Genomic DNA, 15,714 nt, shown 5'->3' with positions numbered 1-15,714 from the left:
GACAATCAGGACGCCTTGATATCCCGGAAATACGGCTCGACCGGGCCATGCACCTTGATGGTCAGCGGATTGCCGTGGCGATCCTTGGCATTGCCGGCGGTGACGCGCACCCAGCCTTCGCTGATGCAGTATTCCTCGACATTGGTCTTCTCGGCGCCCTTGAAGCGGATGCCGACGTCGCGTGACAGGATCGCCTCGTTGTAATACGGGCTGCTCGGATTGACCGAGAGACGGTCCGGAAATTGCCCTTCAGTAGCTTCGTTGGTGGTGTCGTTGTTCTCGCTCATAGCAGCGCCTCGATATCCTTCTTCAATCCTTCTGGCCGGGCGGTCGGCGCATGCCGCGCCACCACCTTGCCGGACCGATCGATCAGGAATTTGGTGAAATTCCATTTGATCGATGCGCCGAGCAGGCCCGACTTCTCACGCTTCAGGTACTCATACAACGGATGCGCATTGCTGCCATTGACGTCGACCTTGGCGAACATCGGAAACGTCACGGCGTATTTGATCTCGCAGAAATCCGCGATCTGCTTCGCATCACCGGGCTCCTGCGCACCGAACTGGTTGCAGGGAAAGCCGAGCACGGCAAAGCCGCGCGGCGACAGATCGGCGTGCAGCTCCTGCAGGCCCTTGTATTGCGGCGTGAAGCCGCAGGCGCTCGCGGTGTTGACGATCAGCAGCACCTGTTTCTCGAACCGCTGCAGCGGCACTTCCTCGCCGGTCAGAGACTGGGCCGTGAAATCATAAACGTTCGGCATCGTCTTCCTCGCTTTTATCTGCGTATGATCTGGTCGGAAAACCGCTTTTCCGGATCATGCGCTATTCTGCCGGATCGATCGCCGCCGACGGCGTGCCGCCTGCCTCGACCGCCTCACCGGCGGCAAGGCACAAATCCTCGCGGTAGCGGGCAGCGACCAGTTGCACGCCGACCGGGATCCGTCCGACCAGTCCGGTGGAAACCGTTAGCCCGGGAAGCCCCATGAAGGGAATGGCAATCTGCGACAGCTGGGCATGCCACACCCGCGCGAACGACGCCTCGTCCTTGCGGTCGAGATGATCGGGGAACGGCAGTTCGCCCGACACCGGCATCAGCAGCACCGGATATTTGTCGAGGAAGGCGAACCACTCCCGCGTCAACGTCGCGCGCCGGGTCAGCGCCTTCGAGAGATCGAACGGATGCACTTTTGCGCGGTTGCCGCGCAGGCAGGCCAGCGCGCCGGGATCGCCCTCGCGCTCGGCCATCTCAAGCTGGGCCTCGTAGTCGTCACCGAGCCAGAGCCTGGTCTGAATCTCGGCTGCCTCGCGCAGCGACGGCGTGTCTGATATCTCCTCGACGATCCAGCCCGCATCTTGCAGCCGCTTGCCGGCGTCCGCCACGGCGGCGACCACCTCGGGCACGGGGTCGAGGCCGTCAGGATTGAGGCACATCGCGACGCGCTTTTCTCGCGGCGGCCCTTCGAGCGGTGCCGGCACGTACCAGGGATCGCGATGGTCGGGCGCCGACATTGCCGCCAACGAAATACGCAGGTCGTTGACGGTGCGCGCCAGCGGGCCGGAGACCGCGCTGATCTGCGGCCCGATCGGGCGCTCCGGCAGCGCGGCATTGAACGCCGGAATGCGGCCGAGACTCGGCCGCAAGCCATGCACGCCGCAGGCATAGGCGGGATAGCGGATCGAGCCCGCGATATCGGTGCCATGGGCGATGTGGCCGATGCCGGCCGCAACCGCCGCACCCGCGCCGCCGGACGAGCCGCCCGGGGTGATGTTCGGGTCGCGCGGGTTCTTGGTGTCGCCGTGTATCAAATTGGTGGTGAACCAGCGATAGGAGAACGCCGGGCAGTTGGTACGGCCGAGCAGGACGGCGCCCGCCTTGCGCAGATTGGCGACCACCGGATTGTCGACCTTCGCGATGGTATCGTGCTGCAGCTTCAGGCCGTTGGTGGTGGCATAGCCTTGCTGGTCGACATTGACCTTGATCGTGACGGGTACGCCGGCCAGTGGCCCGACCGCCTCGCCGCGCGCAATCGCCGCATCGATGGATGCGGCCTGCGCCAGCACGTCGTCCGGCCGGTGATCGACCACCGCGTTGATCTTCGGGTTGACCGCGTCGAGCCGGGCAAGCCCGGCCTCCGCCGCCTCCTTCGCCGAGACCTTTTTCGATTTGATGAGGCTGGCTAGTTCAGTGGCCGACAGACGCCAAATATCCTGCATGAAACACTCCGTGTGACGGAGGCCTTTTAGCGCCACGCGGAAGCCAAGGCCAGCGGCGCGCCGCCGGGAAATCTAGCGGATGTGGGCGATGTAATAGGCAAGATCCGATATCTGCTCCTTGGCGATCGGCTGCATCACGTCGGCCATGGTGCCGTCGTAGCCATGGCGGCTGTTGTCCTTGTATTCGCCCAATGTCTTGGCGAGATAATCCTCGCGCTGGTTGGCGATCCGCGGGACGTTCTCCTTGCCCGAAAAATCGGCGTTGTGGCAGGTGTTGCAACGGTTCTGCTGCACCAGCGCCTGGCCGCGCGCCATCCGCGCCGGATCGCCGGCCTCGGTGGGCGGTACAGGCTTCGGCAGCGTCGCGATGAAGTCGGAGAAGATGCGCAAATCATCGTCGGTGAACGATTTCGCCATCTCGTTCATCGGCTCGAAGGTGCGCAGCTTCTCGCGGAACATGAAGAGCTGGATCAGCGCATACGGCGCCTGCTGGCCGCCAAGCGACGGCGTGTTCTCGGTCTCCGACATGCCATGCTCGCCATGACAGGCAAAGCACGTCACGGTGCGCTCCTGGATGGTTTCTGCGTTTGCGGGGAAACCGATCGTGGCCAATACGAGCGCGGGGATCATCATCTTACGCATTGGTCACTCCCGGTAATTCCGTCATTCCGGGGCGATGCGCAACATCGAACCCGGAATCTCGAGATTCCGGGTCTGGTGCTAACGCACCAGCCCGGAATGACGTGGTTGGTTGTTACTGCGCAGCGACCTTCGGCTTGCCGTAGCTGATGCGGTAGACCGCGCCGTTCCAGTCGTCGGAGACCAGCAGCGAGCCGTCCTTCAACAGCATCACGTCGACCGGGCGGCCGACATATTTGTTGTCCTCGAGGAAACCGGTCATGAACGGCTCGATCGACTTCACGGTGCCGTCCTTGTTCAGCTTGACCACGACGATGTCGCCGCCCTGCTTCTGCGACTTGTTCCAGGAGCCGTGACGCGCGACGAAGATCGCGTTCTTGTAGGACTTCGGGAACTGGCTTCCGGTGTAGAAGCGCATCCCGAGCGAGGCGGTGTGCGGGCCCATCAGGCCGACCGGCGCCGTGTAGTCCTTGCAGTTCTTGCCCCAGCCGAGTTCCTGATCGATGATGTTGCCCTGCCAGCAATAGGGCGCCCCAAAATCCTCGCCGGCCTTGGTGACGCGGTTGAGCTCGTCTTCCGGCACGCTCTCCGACAGCCAGTCGCGGCCGTTGTCGGTGAAATACATCTGCTTGTTTTCGGGGTTCCAGTCGAAGCCGACCGAGTTGCGCACGCCGAGCGCAAAGACCTCGGCGCCGGAGCCGTCGAGATTCATGCGGCGGATCTGGCCGTGGGCGTCGTCATGCAGCACGTTGTTGCCGGGCTGGCCGACCGGGACATAGAGCTTGTTGTCGGGACCGATGGCGATGAACTTCCAGCCATGGGCCTCGTCCTTTGGCAGCTTGTCGTAGATCACGGTCGGCTTCGGCGGGCTGTCCAGATTGTCTTCGATCTTGTCGATCTTGGAGACCTGCGACAGTTCGGCGATGTAGAGCGTGCCGTCCTTGAAGGCGACGCCGTTCGGGCGGTAGAGGCCGGAGGCGATCACCTTGACCGAACGTTTGCCGTCCTTGTTGACGATCGCATAGACCTTGTCGACGAGCCGGCTGCCGACGAACACGGTGCCCTTGTCGCCGAGCGCCAGCGAGCGCGCGTTGGCCATCCCGGCGGCATAGACCTCGACGTTGAAGCCGGCCGGAACCTTCAGCTTGGCCAGCGGCAGTTTGTCGGGCGACGCCGGGATCGGCGGCCCCACGACGGGAGCGAGCTTAGCGGCCGCCTCATTGTCCGGACGCCCGATCATGGGCGAGCCCGGCTGCAACGGCTGGGCGGCGCCGGCAGCTGGTGGAGCGGCCGGCTGTTGCGCGGCGGCCTGAAGCGTGAATGCAGTGACGAAAGCACCCGCTAGCAACAGGCTGCGCGGTGCGGACGAGTAACGGATCATGGTGGTCTCCCCTGGAGCGGAAGCCGTCTTCCTTGGCACCGGTGACTTGGCCGGGCCGGCGGCTTTCCTCAAATCCTAGTCTTGCGAATTTGTCCGGACAAATGCAATCGGAAACATGCCGGAAACACGACCAGCGGGCTTACGCCACGCGCCGTTCCGCCGCGCATCAATGCCGGGTGATCGTGCGATCCGGGCTATCGAGGATCGCCTCGGTGAACGGAAATTCCAGCACGATCTCGCCCTCGTCGTCGGTCACCTCGATGACCGCGCTCAGCAGCGCGCCGTCGGCGCCCTCGGTCTTGAGCAGTTCGCGAATCATGGCCCGCGCCATTTCCCAGGCACGATCGGGATCGCGCAGGATCTCGCCGTCGGGGTCGGAAATCAGCTCGTCGCCGATACGGGTGTTGAAGAAATAGCGTGGCATCGGCAGAACTCAGCTTAGTTGGGCGCCCTCGTCACCAAGATCACAAAATGAGGGCACGAACGAGGGCACAAACGCGAGCACAAAATCGTCATCAGGACCTTCGGAGGAGGGCTTGCTCCCCCTCCCTAATCCAAGATCACCATTCACCGTGTGGCGAACAACAGGAAAAAGGTCTGACGCCACGGGCTTTTGAGCGCAGATTGCGCACAAATCCGTGAGCGGTCACGGGAGAATAGTGCAATGCAACATGCCCTTAGCAAGGCATCCTTGCAAAAAATTTAGCTGGCGAACTTTTCGATCCACAGTAGTTTAACCTGCAGGGCGGAATGTTCGTCCGGTTGCAATGGAGAGCGAAATGGCCTGGAAAGCACCGAAAATCGTCGAAGTGTCGGTCGGCATGGAAATCAACATGTATATGTGCGCGACCCGCAAGTAAGCGGCAGCGTCCTATACCGTTTAGCGCAGGTGGATGCCCGGGCATGACGCGCTCCCGATCAAGGGAGTGTGCTTCAAATCCGGGCTCCACCTCGTAGCGTTTTTGGGTTCGAGCGTACTTAGGTTCGAGCGTTCTTAAATTCGAACAAGACTTCTCCAGGAGACGGATCATGCTTCGCGTCGTCGTCCTGGGCGCCGCAGCCGGTGGCGGTGTTCCGCAGTGGAACTGTGGATGTCCGGTGTGCCTGAAAGCACGAAGCGATCATCCGGAATTGCAGAGCACGCAGGCCTCGATCGCCGTCAGCGGCGATGGCGCGCACTGGTTCCTTGTCAACGCTTCTCCCGATCTCCGCCAGCAATTGATCGCGACGCCGCAATTGCATCCGAAAGCAGGCAGCCTGCGTCACAGCCCGATCGCGGGTGTGATTCTCACCAATGGCGAGATCGACGCCGTCGCAGGGCTGCTGTCGATGCGCGAGGGATCGCCGTTTACGATCTACGGCCATGAGCGCGTGCTGGCGATCCTGCGCGCCAACAGCATCTTCAACGTGCTCAGTGACAAGAACGTCGCCCGCCAACCAATCGCAGTCGACCAGGCCTTTGAGCCCAGTCTGCCCGACGGATCGCCGTCGGGGATCGAGGTGCTGCCGTTCGAGGTTCCCGGCAAGGGCGCATGGTACCTTGAGGGCAAGGCGCATCCGGCGGGCGCCGACGGCGTTGGCGATACGCTCGGCCTGCGTATTGCGGATAGACGCACCGGCAAATATCTCTACTTCCTGGCCGCCTGCGCCCGGGTGACCGACGATCTCAAGGCACGGCTGAAGGGCGCGCCGCTGGTGTTCTTCGACGGCACGGTGTGGCGCGACGACGAATTGATCGTGGCAGGGCTCGGCAACAAGACCGGCCAGGGCATGGGACATATCGCGATGTCGGGTGATCACGGTGCGATCGCAAGCCTCGCCGGTCTCGACATCGGACGAAAAGTGTTTTTGCATATCAACAACTCCAACCCGGCACTGCTTGGGACCTCGGCCGAGCGCAAGGCGGTCGAACAGGCAGGCTGGCAGATTCCCAGGGATGGAACGGAGATCGTGCTGTGAATATGGTGCCCACCAACGGAATGACGGCGCTCTCGATCGGCAAGGGCATCACGCTCGACAGTGCCGAGGCGATGGAGGCGACGCTGCGCACGATCGGCGCGACCCGCTATCACAGCCTGCATCCGTTCCATCGTCTCTTGCACGGCGGCAAGCTCAACAAGGGTCAGGTGCAGGCCTGGGCGTTGAATCGTTATTACTACCAGAGCACGATTCCGCTGAAGGACGCGATGGTGATCTCGCGCTTCCGCGACCGCAACACCAGGGTCGAGTGGCGCCACCGCATCGAAGATCATGATGGCGATATCGGCACTGAAGGTGGCATCGAGCGCTGGCTCAAGCTGACCGAAGGCCTCGGCCTCGATTCGGCGTACGTGGAATCCACCGAAGGCATCCTGCCCGCGACGCGCTTTGCGGTGGAGGCCTATGTGCATTTTTGCCGCGACCGCACGCCGCTGGAGGCGATCGCCTCCTCGCTGACGGAATTGTTCGCGCCGAACCTGCATGAGGAACGGATCTCCGGGATGCTGAAGCATTACGACTTCGTCAACCCTGATATCATGACCTATTTCAGCCGCCGGTTGACGCAGGCGCCGCGCGACGCCGGCTTTGCGCTCGACTATGTCAAGCAGCATGCGAAGACGCCGGCCGAACGCGAAGCGGTCTGCAACGCGCTGATCTTCAAGACCAACGTGCTGTGGGTGCAGCTTGACGCGCTCTCGCACGCCTATGTCGACGGCCACATTCCGCCCGGCGCCTTCGTGCCCGAGACCGATATCGCCAAGGCGAGCTAGGGACATATCATGGCCAGCCGCAACATCAGCGTCAGCGAGACCAGCCGGCCGAAACTGCCGCGCCATGCCAAGCTGAAGTTCGATGAGACGCGGAAGGTCTGGGTGATCCTGGCACCGGAGCGCGTGCTGGCGCCGGACGAGATCGCGGTCGAGGTGCTGCAACTCTGCGACGGCGTGCGCAGCGTAAGCGATATGGCGGAGCAGCTCGCGGTAAAATACGCTGCGCCGCGCGAGGCGATCCTGACCGACGTGATCGCCATGCTGCAGGATTTGGCCGACAAGGGCTTTCTCACCGAAGCGCGCGAGAAAACGTCATGACCGACATCCTCGCCGGCACCGAGACAGCGACCACAGGCCCGACCGACGGGCTCGCGGTGCTGGAGCAGACCCGCTCTGCGGCCGAAACCTACGGCATCCCGCTCGCGGTGCTGCTCGAGGTCACCCACCGCTGCCCATTGCAATGCCCCTATTGCTCCAACCCGGTCGAGCTCGACCGCGGCTCGACCGAGCTCACGTCAGACGAATGGAAGAAGGTGCTAAGCGAGCTCGCCCAGCTCGGTGTGCTGCAGGTCCATTTCTCCGGCGGCGAACCGACCGCGCGCAAGGACATCGTCGAGCTGGTGCAGCACGCAACTGACGTCGGGCTCTATTCCAATTTGATCACCTCGGCCGTGCTGCTGACCCGGGACAAGCTTTCCGCGCTGGCCGATGCCGGCCTCAGCCATGTTCAGATCAGTTTTCAAGGCAATGAGTCTGGTGTCGCCGACCGGGTCGCGGGCCTGAAGGATGCGCATCGCAAGAAGCTCGAGGTCGCAAAGTGGACGCGCGAGCTGGAGCTGCCGCTGACGGTCAATGCGGTGATGCACCGGCAGAATTTGCATCAGCTTTCCGACATCATCCAGATGGCGGTCGATCTCGACGCCGACCGGCTCGAGGTCGCCAACGTGCAGTATTACGGCTGGGCGCTGAAGAACCGCGCCGCGCTGATGCCGACGATCGAGCAGATCGAGGAGACCAGCCGCCTCGTGGAAGAGGCGCAGGTGCGCCTGAAGGGCACGCTGGCGATCGATTATGTGGTGCCGGACTATTACGCGCTGCGGCCGAAGAAATGCATGGGCGGCTGGGGCCGGCAGTTCTTCAACATCTCGCCGGCCGGCAAGGTGCTGCCCTGCCACGCCGCCGAAAGCATCACCGGGCTCGAATTCGAGTCGGTGCGCTCGAACCGTTCGATCGCCTGGATCTGGCAGAACTCGGAAGCCTTCAACCGCTATCGCGGCACCGGGTGGATGCCCGAGCCGTGCAAGTCCTGCGAATTCCGCGAGGAGGATTTCGGCGGCTGCCGCTGCCAGGCCTTCGCGTTGACCGGCGATGCCGGCAACACCGATCCGGCCTGCGCGCTGTCGCCGCTGCACGACGAGATCTTCAAGCAGGCGACGCGCGAATCCGCGCGAGCCGAAAACCGCTTCCTCTATCGCAACTTCGCCGGCGGCACGCTGGAGACGGACGATCGACAGGACAAAGGCCAGGACGAACGCAATGGCCCCTGACGCCGACGCCGGCAAAGCCGCCAGTCGATCCGATCCGTTTGCACCGCTGACATCAGAGACGATGCCGGTCGGCGATGGCCACGAACTCTACGTCGAGAGCATCGGATCCACGGAAGGCATTCCCGCGGTCTATCTGCACGGCGGCCCCGGCAGCGGTTGCCAGCCGGACCATCGCCGTCTGTTCGATCCCGAAAGATTCTACGCCGTGCTGTTCGACCAGCGCGGCTGCGGCCGCAGCCGTCCCAAGGGCAGCCGCGACAACAATACGACGGCGCACCTGATCGCCGACATGGAAAAGATCCGCGAACGCTTCGGCTTCGAACGCTGGATGGTGGTCGGCGGCTCCTGGGGTGCCACGCTGGCGTTGGCTTACGCGCAGGCGCATCCCGACCGCGTCAGCGGCCTCGTGCTGCGCGCGACGTTTCTCGGCACGCGCGAAGAACTCGAGGACGTGTTCCTGCGCGCGTTGCCGCGCTTCTATCCCGGCCTCTACGAGGATTTTCTCAGCGTGTTGTCGGAGAACGAACGCGCCCAGCCGATTGCGGCCTATTATCGCCGCATCCTCGACCCTGACCCCGCCGTGCATGCCCCCGCCGCGCGTGCCTGGCACGACACCGAGCGCACGCTGTCGGAACACACGCCGAAGCAGACGCGGCTCGATCTCGCGTCGTTGAAATCAGGCGCCATGCCCTCGACGCCGTTCATGGAAGCGCACTATTTCGCCAATGACTGCTTCATGCGACCGAACCAGTTGATGCACGACGCCGGCAAGCTCGTCGGCATTCCCGGCATCATGGTGCAGGGCCGTTACGACTTGCTATGCCCGCCGGCGACGACGCACGCCCTTGCCGCGCGCTGGCCGGGCAGCGAGGTTCGCATCATCGATGGCGCCGGCCACATCCTGTACGATCCCGGTATCCGTAACGCCGTGATGAAGGCGATCGCGGATCTCGCATCGCGCGGCTAGCGCGATCCCCACATCGGAACCCCCAATGACCGATCAAACGACTGATTTTCCCACCTTGAGGAAGCCTGTTGCCGTGTTCGACGCGGGCATCGGCAGCTATGCGGCGGTGGCCGCCTTGCAGCGCGCGCTACCCAGGCAAGACATCATCTATTTCGCCGACCGAGCAAGCTTTCCCTATGGCAGCAAGAGCCGCGAGGAGCTTCTCGGCATCCTCAACCGAACGCTGCAATTCCTGTCCGGCTTCGATCCCGCGGCCATTCTCGTCGCGTCAAACGCCCCCTCGATCACGGTGCTGGACGATCTGAAAGACATGGTTTCCGTGCCGGTGTTCGGCGTGCGCCCGCCGGTGCGGGAGGCGATGCAGCAGGCCAAGGGACGAAACGTCGCGGTGCTCGGCGTTCAATCGCTGGTCGAGAGCGCGGAGATGCGCGCGTTCGCCGCCACGGAGGCAGGCAACGAGGCCCACCGCGTCCACCTCATCAACGCCTCGCCGCTCGTGGAGCTGGTGGAGAGCGGAGCGTTCCTGTTCGATCAGACCAGTACCCAGGAGAAGGTCGACGCATTTGTTTCCGCGCTAGACGCACGACATGCCGACATTGGCGCGATGACACTGTCCAGCACGCATCTGCCCTGGCTGCGAAGCTTCCTGGAAAGGTCCGTACAGGGGCGCTCGCTCCTCGATCCCCTGGACAACGCGCTCGGCGCGATCCTTCCCTTCGCTGCTGAGGGGCGTAGTCAGATTCTCGGCTTGGTCACCGAGAACGAGCGCTACACGGCGAACGACTTCCAGCGAATGCTCGACAGGCTCGGGGTTACTCTCCCACTTCGGATCGTCCCGCGCCTGAACGAAGATTGATCACACGTCCGTCGCCACTGCCGATCTCACGGGTGTGGAGGCGACCGCCTGCATTATTTCTGTATATTAGAATAATACCGCTGAGTTGCCCGCCGTGTCAAGTTGCCGTGTCGAACGCCGGCAGCCGCCGGCTACTTTGCATGGGGTTGTTTTCGATATTTTGGCAGTGCGCCCCTGCAACGGCAGGCTCTCGCATCTGGCGGTCAGCCTACGTTCCATATCTCGTCATGCGGGGAGAGGCGAAGGGCGCACCTTCAAACCAGGTTCAAATCCTTTGGCTTGATGCCGGTGAAGATGCGTTCCAGGTTGGCCTGCTGCAAACCATAGACGCGCTGGATCAGGCCGGCGAAGAAGGCCTTGTAGTCGGTGAGAACAGGATAGTCGCGGTTCTGGAACAGGGTTGCCTGCGAGACCTGGACCTGCTCGCCGGCCATGCGGCCGCCATTGATGCCCCCGCCCATCACCCAATAGACGCTGCCATGGCCGTGATCGGTGCCGCGGTCGCCGTTCTCGCGGAAGGTGCGGCCGAATTCGGAGATCACGACAACGACCGTGTCGCGCCACATCTCAGGACCGATCTCCTCGGAGAAGCCGGCAAGGCCGCGGCCCAATTCACCCAGACGGTCGGCGAGATAGCCGGTCGCGGCACCCTGGTTGACGTGGGTGTCCCAGCCGCCGACGTCGACGAAGCCGAGGTTGAACTGCTCGCGCATCAGCCGCCCGATCCGCCGCGCCGACAGCTCGAAGCCGCGCGGCGACACCGCGCCGCGGTTGGCTGCCGTCATTTCCTCGGACACCGATTTGTAGACGTCGTCGCGGACGCGAAAGCCTTCCGACACCGAGCTGGCGAGATTGCCCTGGGTGTACATCTGCTTGATCAGCCGGGCCTGGCGGTCGTCGACGCCGGGCTTGCTGACGCTGGCGATGCCGGTATTCGGGATCTGGTTCTGGCCGCGGAAGATCAACGGCAGCTGATCGGTGAAGGAGATCGGCTTCACCCGCGTCAGTTCGGTGGCAAGCCGGTTCATGAAGCCGGAGCGGTAGTCGCGGCTGCCGCCGACCGCCTGGCCGAGTTCGATGGTGTCCTGGGTCTCGAAATGGCTGCGCGAGAGATCGTCGCTGGTGCCGGCGAACGGGATGAAGGCGACCTCGCGCTTGGCCCACAACGGATAGATCGAATCGCGCAACGCCGGATGCAGGCCCCATCCGGCATCGAGCGCCAGCGCCGCATTCGGATTGCCGGCATCGGGCCGCGCGACCGCGAGCGTCGGACGCGAGGCGTAATAGAACTCGCTGCCGATGGGCACGATCACATTGGCGGCGTCGTAGGCGCCGCGCAGGAACACGACGAGCATGCGCGCGTCGGTCGCGGGCGCAGCCCAGACCCGGCCGGCGACGGTAAGCGAAGCTGAAGCGGCGAAGGCCTTGATCAGTTCACGACGGTTCATTGGCGAACCTCCCTTTCAGTGCATGAATTCCGGTGACGACAAGAACAGCGTGTTCCAGTCCTGCGGGGACACCGCCTGGTCGAGTGCGGCGAGCGTCGTCGGGCTCAGCGTCTGGCGCAGATTGTTGAAATAGAGTCCGTTCATGACCAGCGGAAACGCCGGCTGGTCGACGGCGTTGGGCTCGTTCGGCTTGAACAGCCCGGCCGAACCCGATCCGATCGCACGCGCGATCTCGAAACGCAGCATCATCTGGCCGGGACCGTTCCAGGCCGCCGACAGCATCGAATAGCCGTCGGGGGTCTCGTGGTTGAAAAGGCCCTCCGACAAGCGATTGAGCCAGCTCTGGATCGGCAGCGTGTTGAGGATGACCTTGTTGTCGTAGGCAAGCCGCACCGCCGACATCACATAGACCACCGGATCCTTGAACTTGGCGCCGCCCTTCAAGGTCGCGGTGAATTCCGGCGCATGCACCAGCGTTGACATCACGGCGGCGATATCGCCATCGGTCTTCTCGAAGGCCTGCGCCATCCGCTGCACCAGCGCGTCCGGCGGATTGTCGGATACGAAATAAGTCGCAAGCTGCTTCGAGATGTGCGTCGCGGTCGCCGGGTGACGGCAGAGGATATCGAGCGCTTCATCCACCTCCGCGAGGCCGCGGCCCCTGATCTGGTGGCCGAGGAAGGTCTTGTCGCCATAATCGTGGCGGGCCGGATTGAATTCGAACGCGCCTTCGCGGACCAGCTGGGATTGCTGCTCGGGCTTCAGCTTGGGATCCTCCGGCTTGAAGTCGATGCCGACGCCGGTGAGGATCCGCGCCAGCGCCTCGACATCGGCCTGGCTGTAGCCGGAGCCGACGCCCATGGTGTGCAGCTCCATGATCTCGCGGGCGTAGTTCTCGTTGAGATGGCCGGCCGCGTTGTCGGCATTGTCGAGATAGCGCAGCATCACGGGATGATGCAGCGTCGCGGCGAGCAGGTCGCGGAATTTGCCGAGCGCGTAGGGCCTGATCGCGCGATCCTCATAGTCGCCGATCAGCACGCGGATGTTGGCCTTGTACTGGTGGACGTTGAAGTGGTTGAACCAGAACCAGGTCATGCGCTCGCGCAACTGGTCCGGCGCATAGAGCGCGTACAGGATGCTGCGGGCTGCGGCCTGTCTGCCGCGGTCGTTCATCGCCTGCTGATAGACCTGTTGCGCCGCCTTCTTCTGCTCGGGGTCGGCGACCTGGTTGGCGGACTTCGCCTGCTGATCGAAGGTGAGTGCGATGTCGAACGGAAAGCGATGCACGTCCGGCATCGCCTCGATCTGCGCGCGGGCCGCCTCCGGCAAAGTGGAGTTGGCCGGGTGCAATTGCTCCTGCAGCCAGCGTTCGGTGCCGGCGTCGCGCAAATGCGCGGCGCTCGAGGCACTGACGCCCCAGGTCAGGCGATCGAGCAGCGCGATGTCCTGTGCGGCGAGTTCGGCGGCGCGGGCGGGCTGGTGGCAAGCCACCAGCCCTGCGATCACACCGACCAGGAGCGTCGCGACCGACCGATATCCGAGAGAGCCAGATGTTCTCATGGATGCTGACCTGCTCATGACGTCACGCCCTCAATGCTTGCACTTTCCGGGAGGGCATGGCGGCGGCTTCGGCGCAGCGGGCCTCGGCGGCGGCGCTGCCGGCCGCGGGGGCGGCGGCGGAGCGGCACGCGGAGGGGGAGCCGGACGTGGTGCCACGGCTGCCGCACGTGGCGGCGGCGGGGCGGCTGCGCGCGGCGGCGGTGCTGGGCGCGGGGCCGGTGGCGGGGTTACGGCGGCCCGCACCGGTGCAGAACGCGCAGCCGGTGTCGGCCTTGCCGGCGCCGCGCGGACCGCAGATGTCGGAGGTGTCGCGGTCGCAGGCTTCACGGTGCTTGTCGGCGCCGTCACCGCATGCGTCAGCGGTGGCTTGCCCGTGGTCGCCGGCGCGGTCGTCGTCGCCGGGGCTGGCTTCCCGCCCACCTGCGCCGGGACGTTAGCCGGCGCCAGGGCCGTGGCGGGCTTGGCGGGGGTCAACGTGTTCGGCCTGACGCCAGGTTGTGCCGGAGTCGCGGGCGCAGTCGCGGTCGCCGGCAATGGCGGTCCATTCCTGGCGCCCGGCAAGGTGTGAACGCCCGGCGCGCCAGGGCCGGCGGGAGCGACGGTGCTCGGCTGCACCGGTGCGGTCCTCGCACCAAGCCCCGGCTGACCGCCTTGCGGACCGCCCGGCTGCACCAGATTGGCGCGCTGCACCGCGGCAGCCGGCAGCGATGGTCCCCTCGATATCGGGCCACCGGGGACCGTCGGCCTCACCCCCGCCGCAGCGAGTTGCGCCGGCGTCGGATTGGGATTGTTGATCACGGTGTTGATGACAGTCGTGTTGTGGATGTTGTTGAACACGATGTTGTTCGGCGGCGGCACGATATAGGCCGGTGCCGCGACATAGGCCGGCATCGCCACGAAGAACGGGCTCGGCAGCACGAACAGGCCGATCGGCACCGGCGGCGGCGCAAGCACCACGAAATCCGGCGGCGGCGGCGGCAGGAAGAACAGCGGCGGCGGGGGCGGCGGCGCAAAGGCAAACTCCGGGTCGCCGTAATAGAGCACCGGACGGTCGACATAGACGACTTCATCGGGCGGCGGCGGCAGCACATCGTAATCGAGCGGCGCGAACTGCGCCGGCGGCTCCATCGCAGCCGAGAGATAGGCAAGCCGGCGCCGCGCATCGTACGCATGCGGCCCGCGCGGATAGCGGTTGAGATAGGACCAATAGGCCGGCGGCGTATCGGCGCTGTAGGTGCGCCGCCAGGTGATCGCCTCGCGCCGCGCCGCCACGATCGCGCGGACGCGCCTGGCGAGCGGATCGTTCGGATAGGCCTGCAGGTAATCCTGGTAGCCCTGCAGCGTGTCGCGCTCCAGCGCCGCCGCATAGGCATCCTGCGCCGAGAAATCGCGGATCGGCTTGGTGCGCATTGCGGCGTCGGTCTGGGCCGGCGGCGCATCCGGCTTGCGCTCGAAGAACACGAAGGGCGCGTCGATCTTCTGCGCGTCCCACGGGATCTGCGCGCCCTTGGTCATGTCGTTGACGCGCAGGCGAACCCGGTCGAACACGTCAGGCAGGCTGAGGCCGCCGGTGCGGATCATTTCCGCGAGAGCCTGGGCATAGGGCCCGTAAGGGGGCGCGCCGTCGGGAGCAACGGTGCCGGGCGCCGAGTTGAAGGCGATCAGCATCTTCGGATCGGGATCGACCAGCGCAAGCCCGCCGGCCAGCGGCTGGCCGTCCTTGGCGAACGGATTGCTGCGCGCCGCATCGAGCACGATCACGCTGGCCTTGATCCCCAGCGCCGAGAGCTGGTGGGTGTAGTCGGTCATCCTGATGGCTTCGACCGGCACGTCGGTGTCGCGCGCGATCTTGGCGTCAACCGGCACGAAGTAGTTCTCGCCGGTTAGTTGCACGCCGTAGCCCGCTAGATAGACGAAGGCGACGGAGTTCGGTCCGGCGTCCTGCACCTTCTGGACGAAATCGCGGAACGATTTGCGCAGCGTCTCGCCATCGAGGTCGCGCGCGCCGATCACGTCGAAGCCGGCCGCCTGCAAAGTCTGCGCGATCAGTCCGGCGTCGTTGGCGGCGGTCTGCAGCGCTCCCGCCTGATAGGCACCATTGCCGACGACGAGCGCGAGCCGCTTCTCCTGGTCCTGCGCATGCGCCGGAAGCGACGCCAGCGACACAAGACCGACGATCAATGCCCACAGAATTCGCGCCATCGAGGCGTCCCCTTTTTCATTTCAGCAATGCTATGGGCGAATGGAAATACAGTGTCCGTGAACCCGCGCTGAACAGAATTGCAGCAATTGTGGCAATCCTTGGTCTGCGCTGATCTTAACCGCAGGAACCAGCTTCCGTTGCATCGGCCGT

Annotated in this window: 16 protein-coding genes; 7 read left to right on the top strand and 9 right to left on the bottom strand. The window is 64.5% G+C overall.

Going from position 1 to position 15,714, the window contains the following annotated elements; genetic code table 11:
• Positions 1-5: 5 nt before the first annotated feature.
• The 6 genes from UP10_RS08875 to UP10_RS08850 form a co-directional block, all read right to left on the bottom strand.
• Positions 6-287, bottom strand: coding sequence for a DUF3297 family protein (locus tag UP10_RS08875; protein ID WP_044586965.1), 282 nt, complete (start codon positions 285-287; stop codon positions 6-8).
• Entirely contained in the window at positions 284-760 is a 477-nt protein-coding gene (locus UP10_RS08870; RefSeq protein WP_044586964.1) for a glutathione peroxidase, read from the bottom strand. The genes UP10_RS08875 and UP10_RS08870 overlap by 4 nt, the downstream gene beginning before the upstream one ends.
• A gap of 61 nt (positions 761-821) precedes the next feature.
• Positions 822-2,213, bottom strand: a complete 1,392-nt coding sequence (locus UP10_RS08865) for an amidase family protein (protein WP_044586963.1) — start codon at positions 2,211-2,213, stop codon at positions 822-824.
• Between the two features lie 72 nt (positions 2,214-2,285).
• The gene (locus UP10_RS08860) at positions 2,286-2,855 is read right to left on the bottom strand and encodes a c-type cytochrome (RefSeq protein WP_050043599.1); all 570 of its coding nucleotides are present in this window, start codon (positions 2,853-2,855) and stop codon (positions 2,286-2,288) included.
• A gap of 112 nt (positions 2,856-2,967) precedes the next feature.
• Entirely contained in the window at positions 2,968-4,233 is a 1,266-nt protein-coding gene (locus UP10_RS08855; protein WP_156179716.1) for a PQQ-dependent sugar dehydrogenase, read from the bottom strand.
• 166 nt (positions 4,234-4,399) lie between these two features.
• Positions 4,400-4,657 carry a DUF6894 family protein gene (locus tag UP10_RS08850; RefSeq protein ID WP_044539515.1) on the bottom strand — a complete coding sequence of 86 codons (258 nt, stop codon included), beginning with the start codon at positions 4,655-4,657 and terminating at the stop codon, positions 4,400-4,402.
• A gap of 355 nt (positions 4,658-5,012) precedes the next feature.
• On the opposite strand from UP10_RS08850, the gene pqqA reads away from it, so the two are divergent.
• The 7 genes from pqqA to UP10_RS08815 all read left to right on the top strand — a co-directional run bounded on the left by pqqA (position 5,013) and on the right by UP10_RS08815 (position 10,353).
• Entirely contained in the window at positions 5,013-5,093 is an 81-nt protein-coding gene (pqqA, locus tag UP10_RS08845; protein ID WP_035635412.1) for a pyrroloquinoline quinone precursor peptide PqqA, read from the top strand.
• 169 nt (positions 5,094-5,262) lie between these two features.
• Positions 5,263-6,192 carry a pyrroloquinoline quinone biosynthesis protein PqqB gene (gene pqqB, locus UP10_RS08840; protein WP_044586962.1) on the top strand — a complete coding sequence of 310 codons (930 nt, stop codon included), beginning with the start codon at positions 5,263-5,265 and terminating at the stop codon, positions 6,190-6,192.
• A gap of 20 nt (positions 6,193-6,212) precedes the next feature.
• On the top strand, positions 6,213-6,983 hold the full coding sequence (pqqC, locus tag UP10_RS08835; protein ID WP_044587205.1) for a pyrroloquinoline-quinone synthase PqqC: 771 nt from the start codon (positions 6,213-6,215) through the stop codon (positions 6,981-6,983).
• 9 nt (positions 6,984-6,992) lie between these two features.
• Positions 6,993-7,301, top strand: a complete 309-nt coding sequence (gene pqqD, locus UP10_RS08830; protein WP_044586961.1) for a pyrroloquinoline quinone biosynthesis peptide chaperone PqqD — start codon at positions 6,993-6,995, stop codon at positions 7,299-7,301.
• Positions 7,298-8,530 carry a pyrroloquinoline quinone biosynthesis protein PqqE gene (gene pqqE / locus UP10_RS08825; protein ID WP_044586960.1) on the top strand — a complete coding sequence of 411 codons (1,233 nt, stop codon included), beginning with the start codon at positions 7,298-7,300 and terminating at the stop codon, positions 8,528-8,530. Before pqqD ends, pqqE begins: the two co-directional genes overlap by 4 nt.
• On the top strand, positions 8,520-9,497 hold the full coding sequence (gene pip, locus UP10_RS08820) for a prolyl aminopeptidase (protein WP_044586959.1): 978 nt from the start codon (positions 8,520-8,522) through the stop codon (positions 9,495-9,497). The genes pqqE and pip overlap by 11 nt, the downstream gene beginning before the upstream one ends.
• A gap of 25 nt (positions 9,498-9,522) precedes the next feature.
• Positions 9,523-10,353 (top strand): glutamate racemase, encoded by an 831-nt coding sequence (locus UP10_RS08815; protein WP_044586958.1) that lies wholly within the window; start codon positions 9,523-9,525, stop codon positions 10,351-10,353.
• Positions 10,354-10,607: 254 nt separating this feature from the next.
• Here UP10_RS08815 and UP10_RS08810 read toward each other — a convergent pair whose 3' ends face one another.
• The 3 genes from UP10_RS08810 to UP10_RS08800 are packed head-to-tail and all read right to left on the bottom strand — an operon-like array spanning position 10,608 to position 15,563.
• Entirely contained in the window at positions 10,608-11,801 is a 1,194-nt protein-coding gene (locus UP10_RS08810) for a DUF1501 domain-containing protein (RefSeq protein ID WP_044586957.1), read from the bottom strand.
• A 15-nt stretch (positions 11,802-11,816) separates the two neighbouring features.
• Positions 11,817-13,361, bottom strand: a complete 1,545-nt coding sequence (locus tag UP10_RS08805) for a DUF1800 domain-containing protein (RefSeq protein WP_044586956.1) — start codon at positions 13,359-13,361, stop codon at positions 11,817-11,819.
• 30 nt (positions 13,362-13,391) lie between these two features.
• On the bottom strand, positions 13,392-15,563 hold the full coding sequence (locus UP10_RS08800; RefSeq protein ID WP_044586955.1) for a caspase family protein: 2,172 nt from the start codon (positions 15,561-15,563) through the stop codon (positions 13,392-13,394).
• Between the last annotated feature and the right edge of the window lie 151 nt (positions 15,564-15,714).

The sequence above is a fragment of the Bradyrhizobium sp. LTSPM299 genome (assembly GCF_000938235.1).
Lineage (GTDB): Bacteria > Pseudomonadota > Alphaproteobacteria > Rhizobiales > Xanthobacteraceae > Bradyrhizobium.
This window is presented reverse-complemented; position numbering and strand designations above follow the sequence as displayed.

Excerpts from the sequence above, each read along its gene's own strand:
- UP10_RS08875 (WP_044586965.1), bottom strand. The coding sequence starts at position 287 with ATGAGCGAGAACAACGACACCACCAACGAAGCTACTGAAGGGCAATTT.
- UP10_RS08870 (WP_044586964.1), bottom strand. The coding sequence starts at position 760 with ATGCCGAACGTTTATGATTTCACGGCCCAGTCTCTGACCGGCGAGGAA.
- UP10_RS08865 (WP_044586963.1), bottom strand. The coding sequence starts at position 2,213 with ATGCAGGATATTTGGCGTCTGTCGGCCACTGAACTAGCCAGCCTCATC.
- UP10_RS08860 (WP_050043599.1), bottom strand. The coding sequence starts at position 2,855 with ATGCGTAAGATGATGATCCCCGCGCTCGTATTGGCCACGATCGGTTTC.
- UP10_RS08855 (WP_156179716.1), bottom strand. The coding sequence starts at position 4,233 with ATGATCCGTTACTCGTCCGCACCGCGCAGCCTGTTGCTAGCGGGTGCT.
- UP10_RS08850 (WP_044539515.1), bottom strand. The coding sequence starts at position 4,657 with ATGCCACGCTATTTCTTCAACACCCGTATCGGCGACGAGCTGATTTCC.
- pqqA (WP_035635412.1), top strand. The coding sequence starts at position 5,013 with ATGGCCTGGAAAGCACCGAAAATCGTCGAAGTGTCGGTCGGCATGGAA.
- pqqB (WP_044586962.1), top strand. The coding sequence starts at position 5,263 with ATGCTTCGCGTCGTCGTCCTGGGCGCCGCAGCCGGTGGCGGTGTTCCG.
- pqqC (WP_044587205.1), top strand. The coding sequence starts at position 6,213 with ATGACGGCGCTCTCGATCGGCAAGGGCATCACGCTCGACAGTGCCGAG.
- pqqD (WP_044586961.1), top strand. The coding sequence starts at position 6,993 with ATGGCCAGCCGCAACATCAGCGTCAGCGAGACCAGCCGGCCGAAACTG.
- pqqE (WP_044586960.1), top strand. The coding sequence starts at position 7,298 with ATGACCGACATCCTCGCCGGCACCGAGACAGCGACCACAGGCCCGACC.
- pip (WP_044586959.1), top strand. The coding sequence starts at position 8,520 with ATGGCCCCTGACGCCGACGCCGGCAAAGCCGCCAGTCGATCCGATCCG.
- UP10_RS08815 (WP_044586958.1), top strand. The coding sequence starts at position 9,523 with ATGACCGATCAAACGACTGATTTTCCCACCTTGAGGAAGCCTGTTGCC.
- UP10_RS08810 (WP_044586957.1), bottom strand. The coding sequence starts at position 11,801 with ATGAACCGTCGTGAACTGATCAAGGCCTTCGCCGCTTCAGCTTCGCTT.
- UP10_RS08805 (WP_044586956.1), bottom strand. The coding sequence starts at position 13,361 with ATGAGAACATCTGGCTCTCTCGGATATCGGTCGGTCGCGACGCTCCTG.
- UP10_RS08800 (WP_044586955.1), bottom strand. The coding sequence starts at position 15,563 with ATGGCGCGAATTCTGTGGGCATTGATCGTCGGTCTTGTGTCGCTGGCG.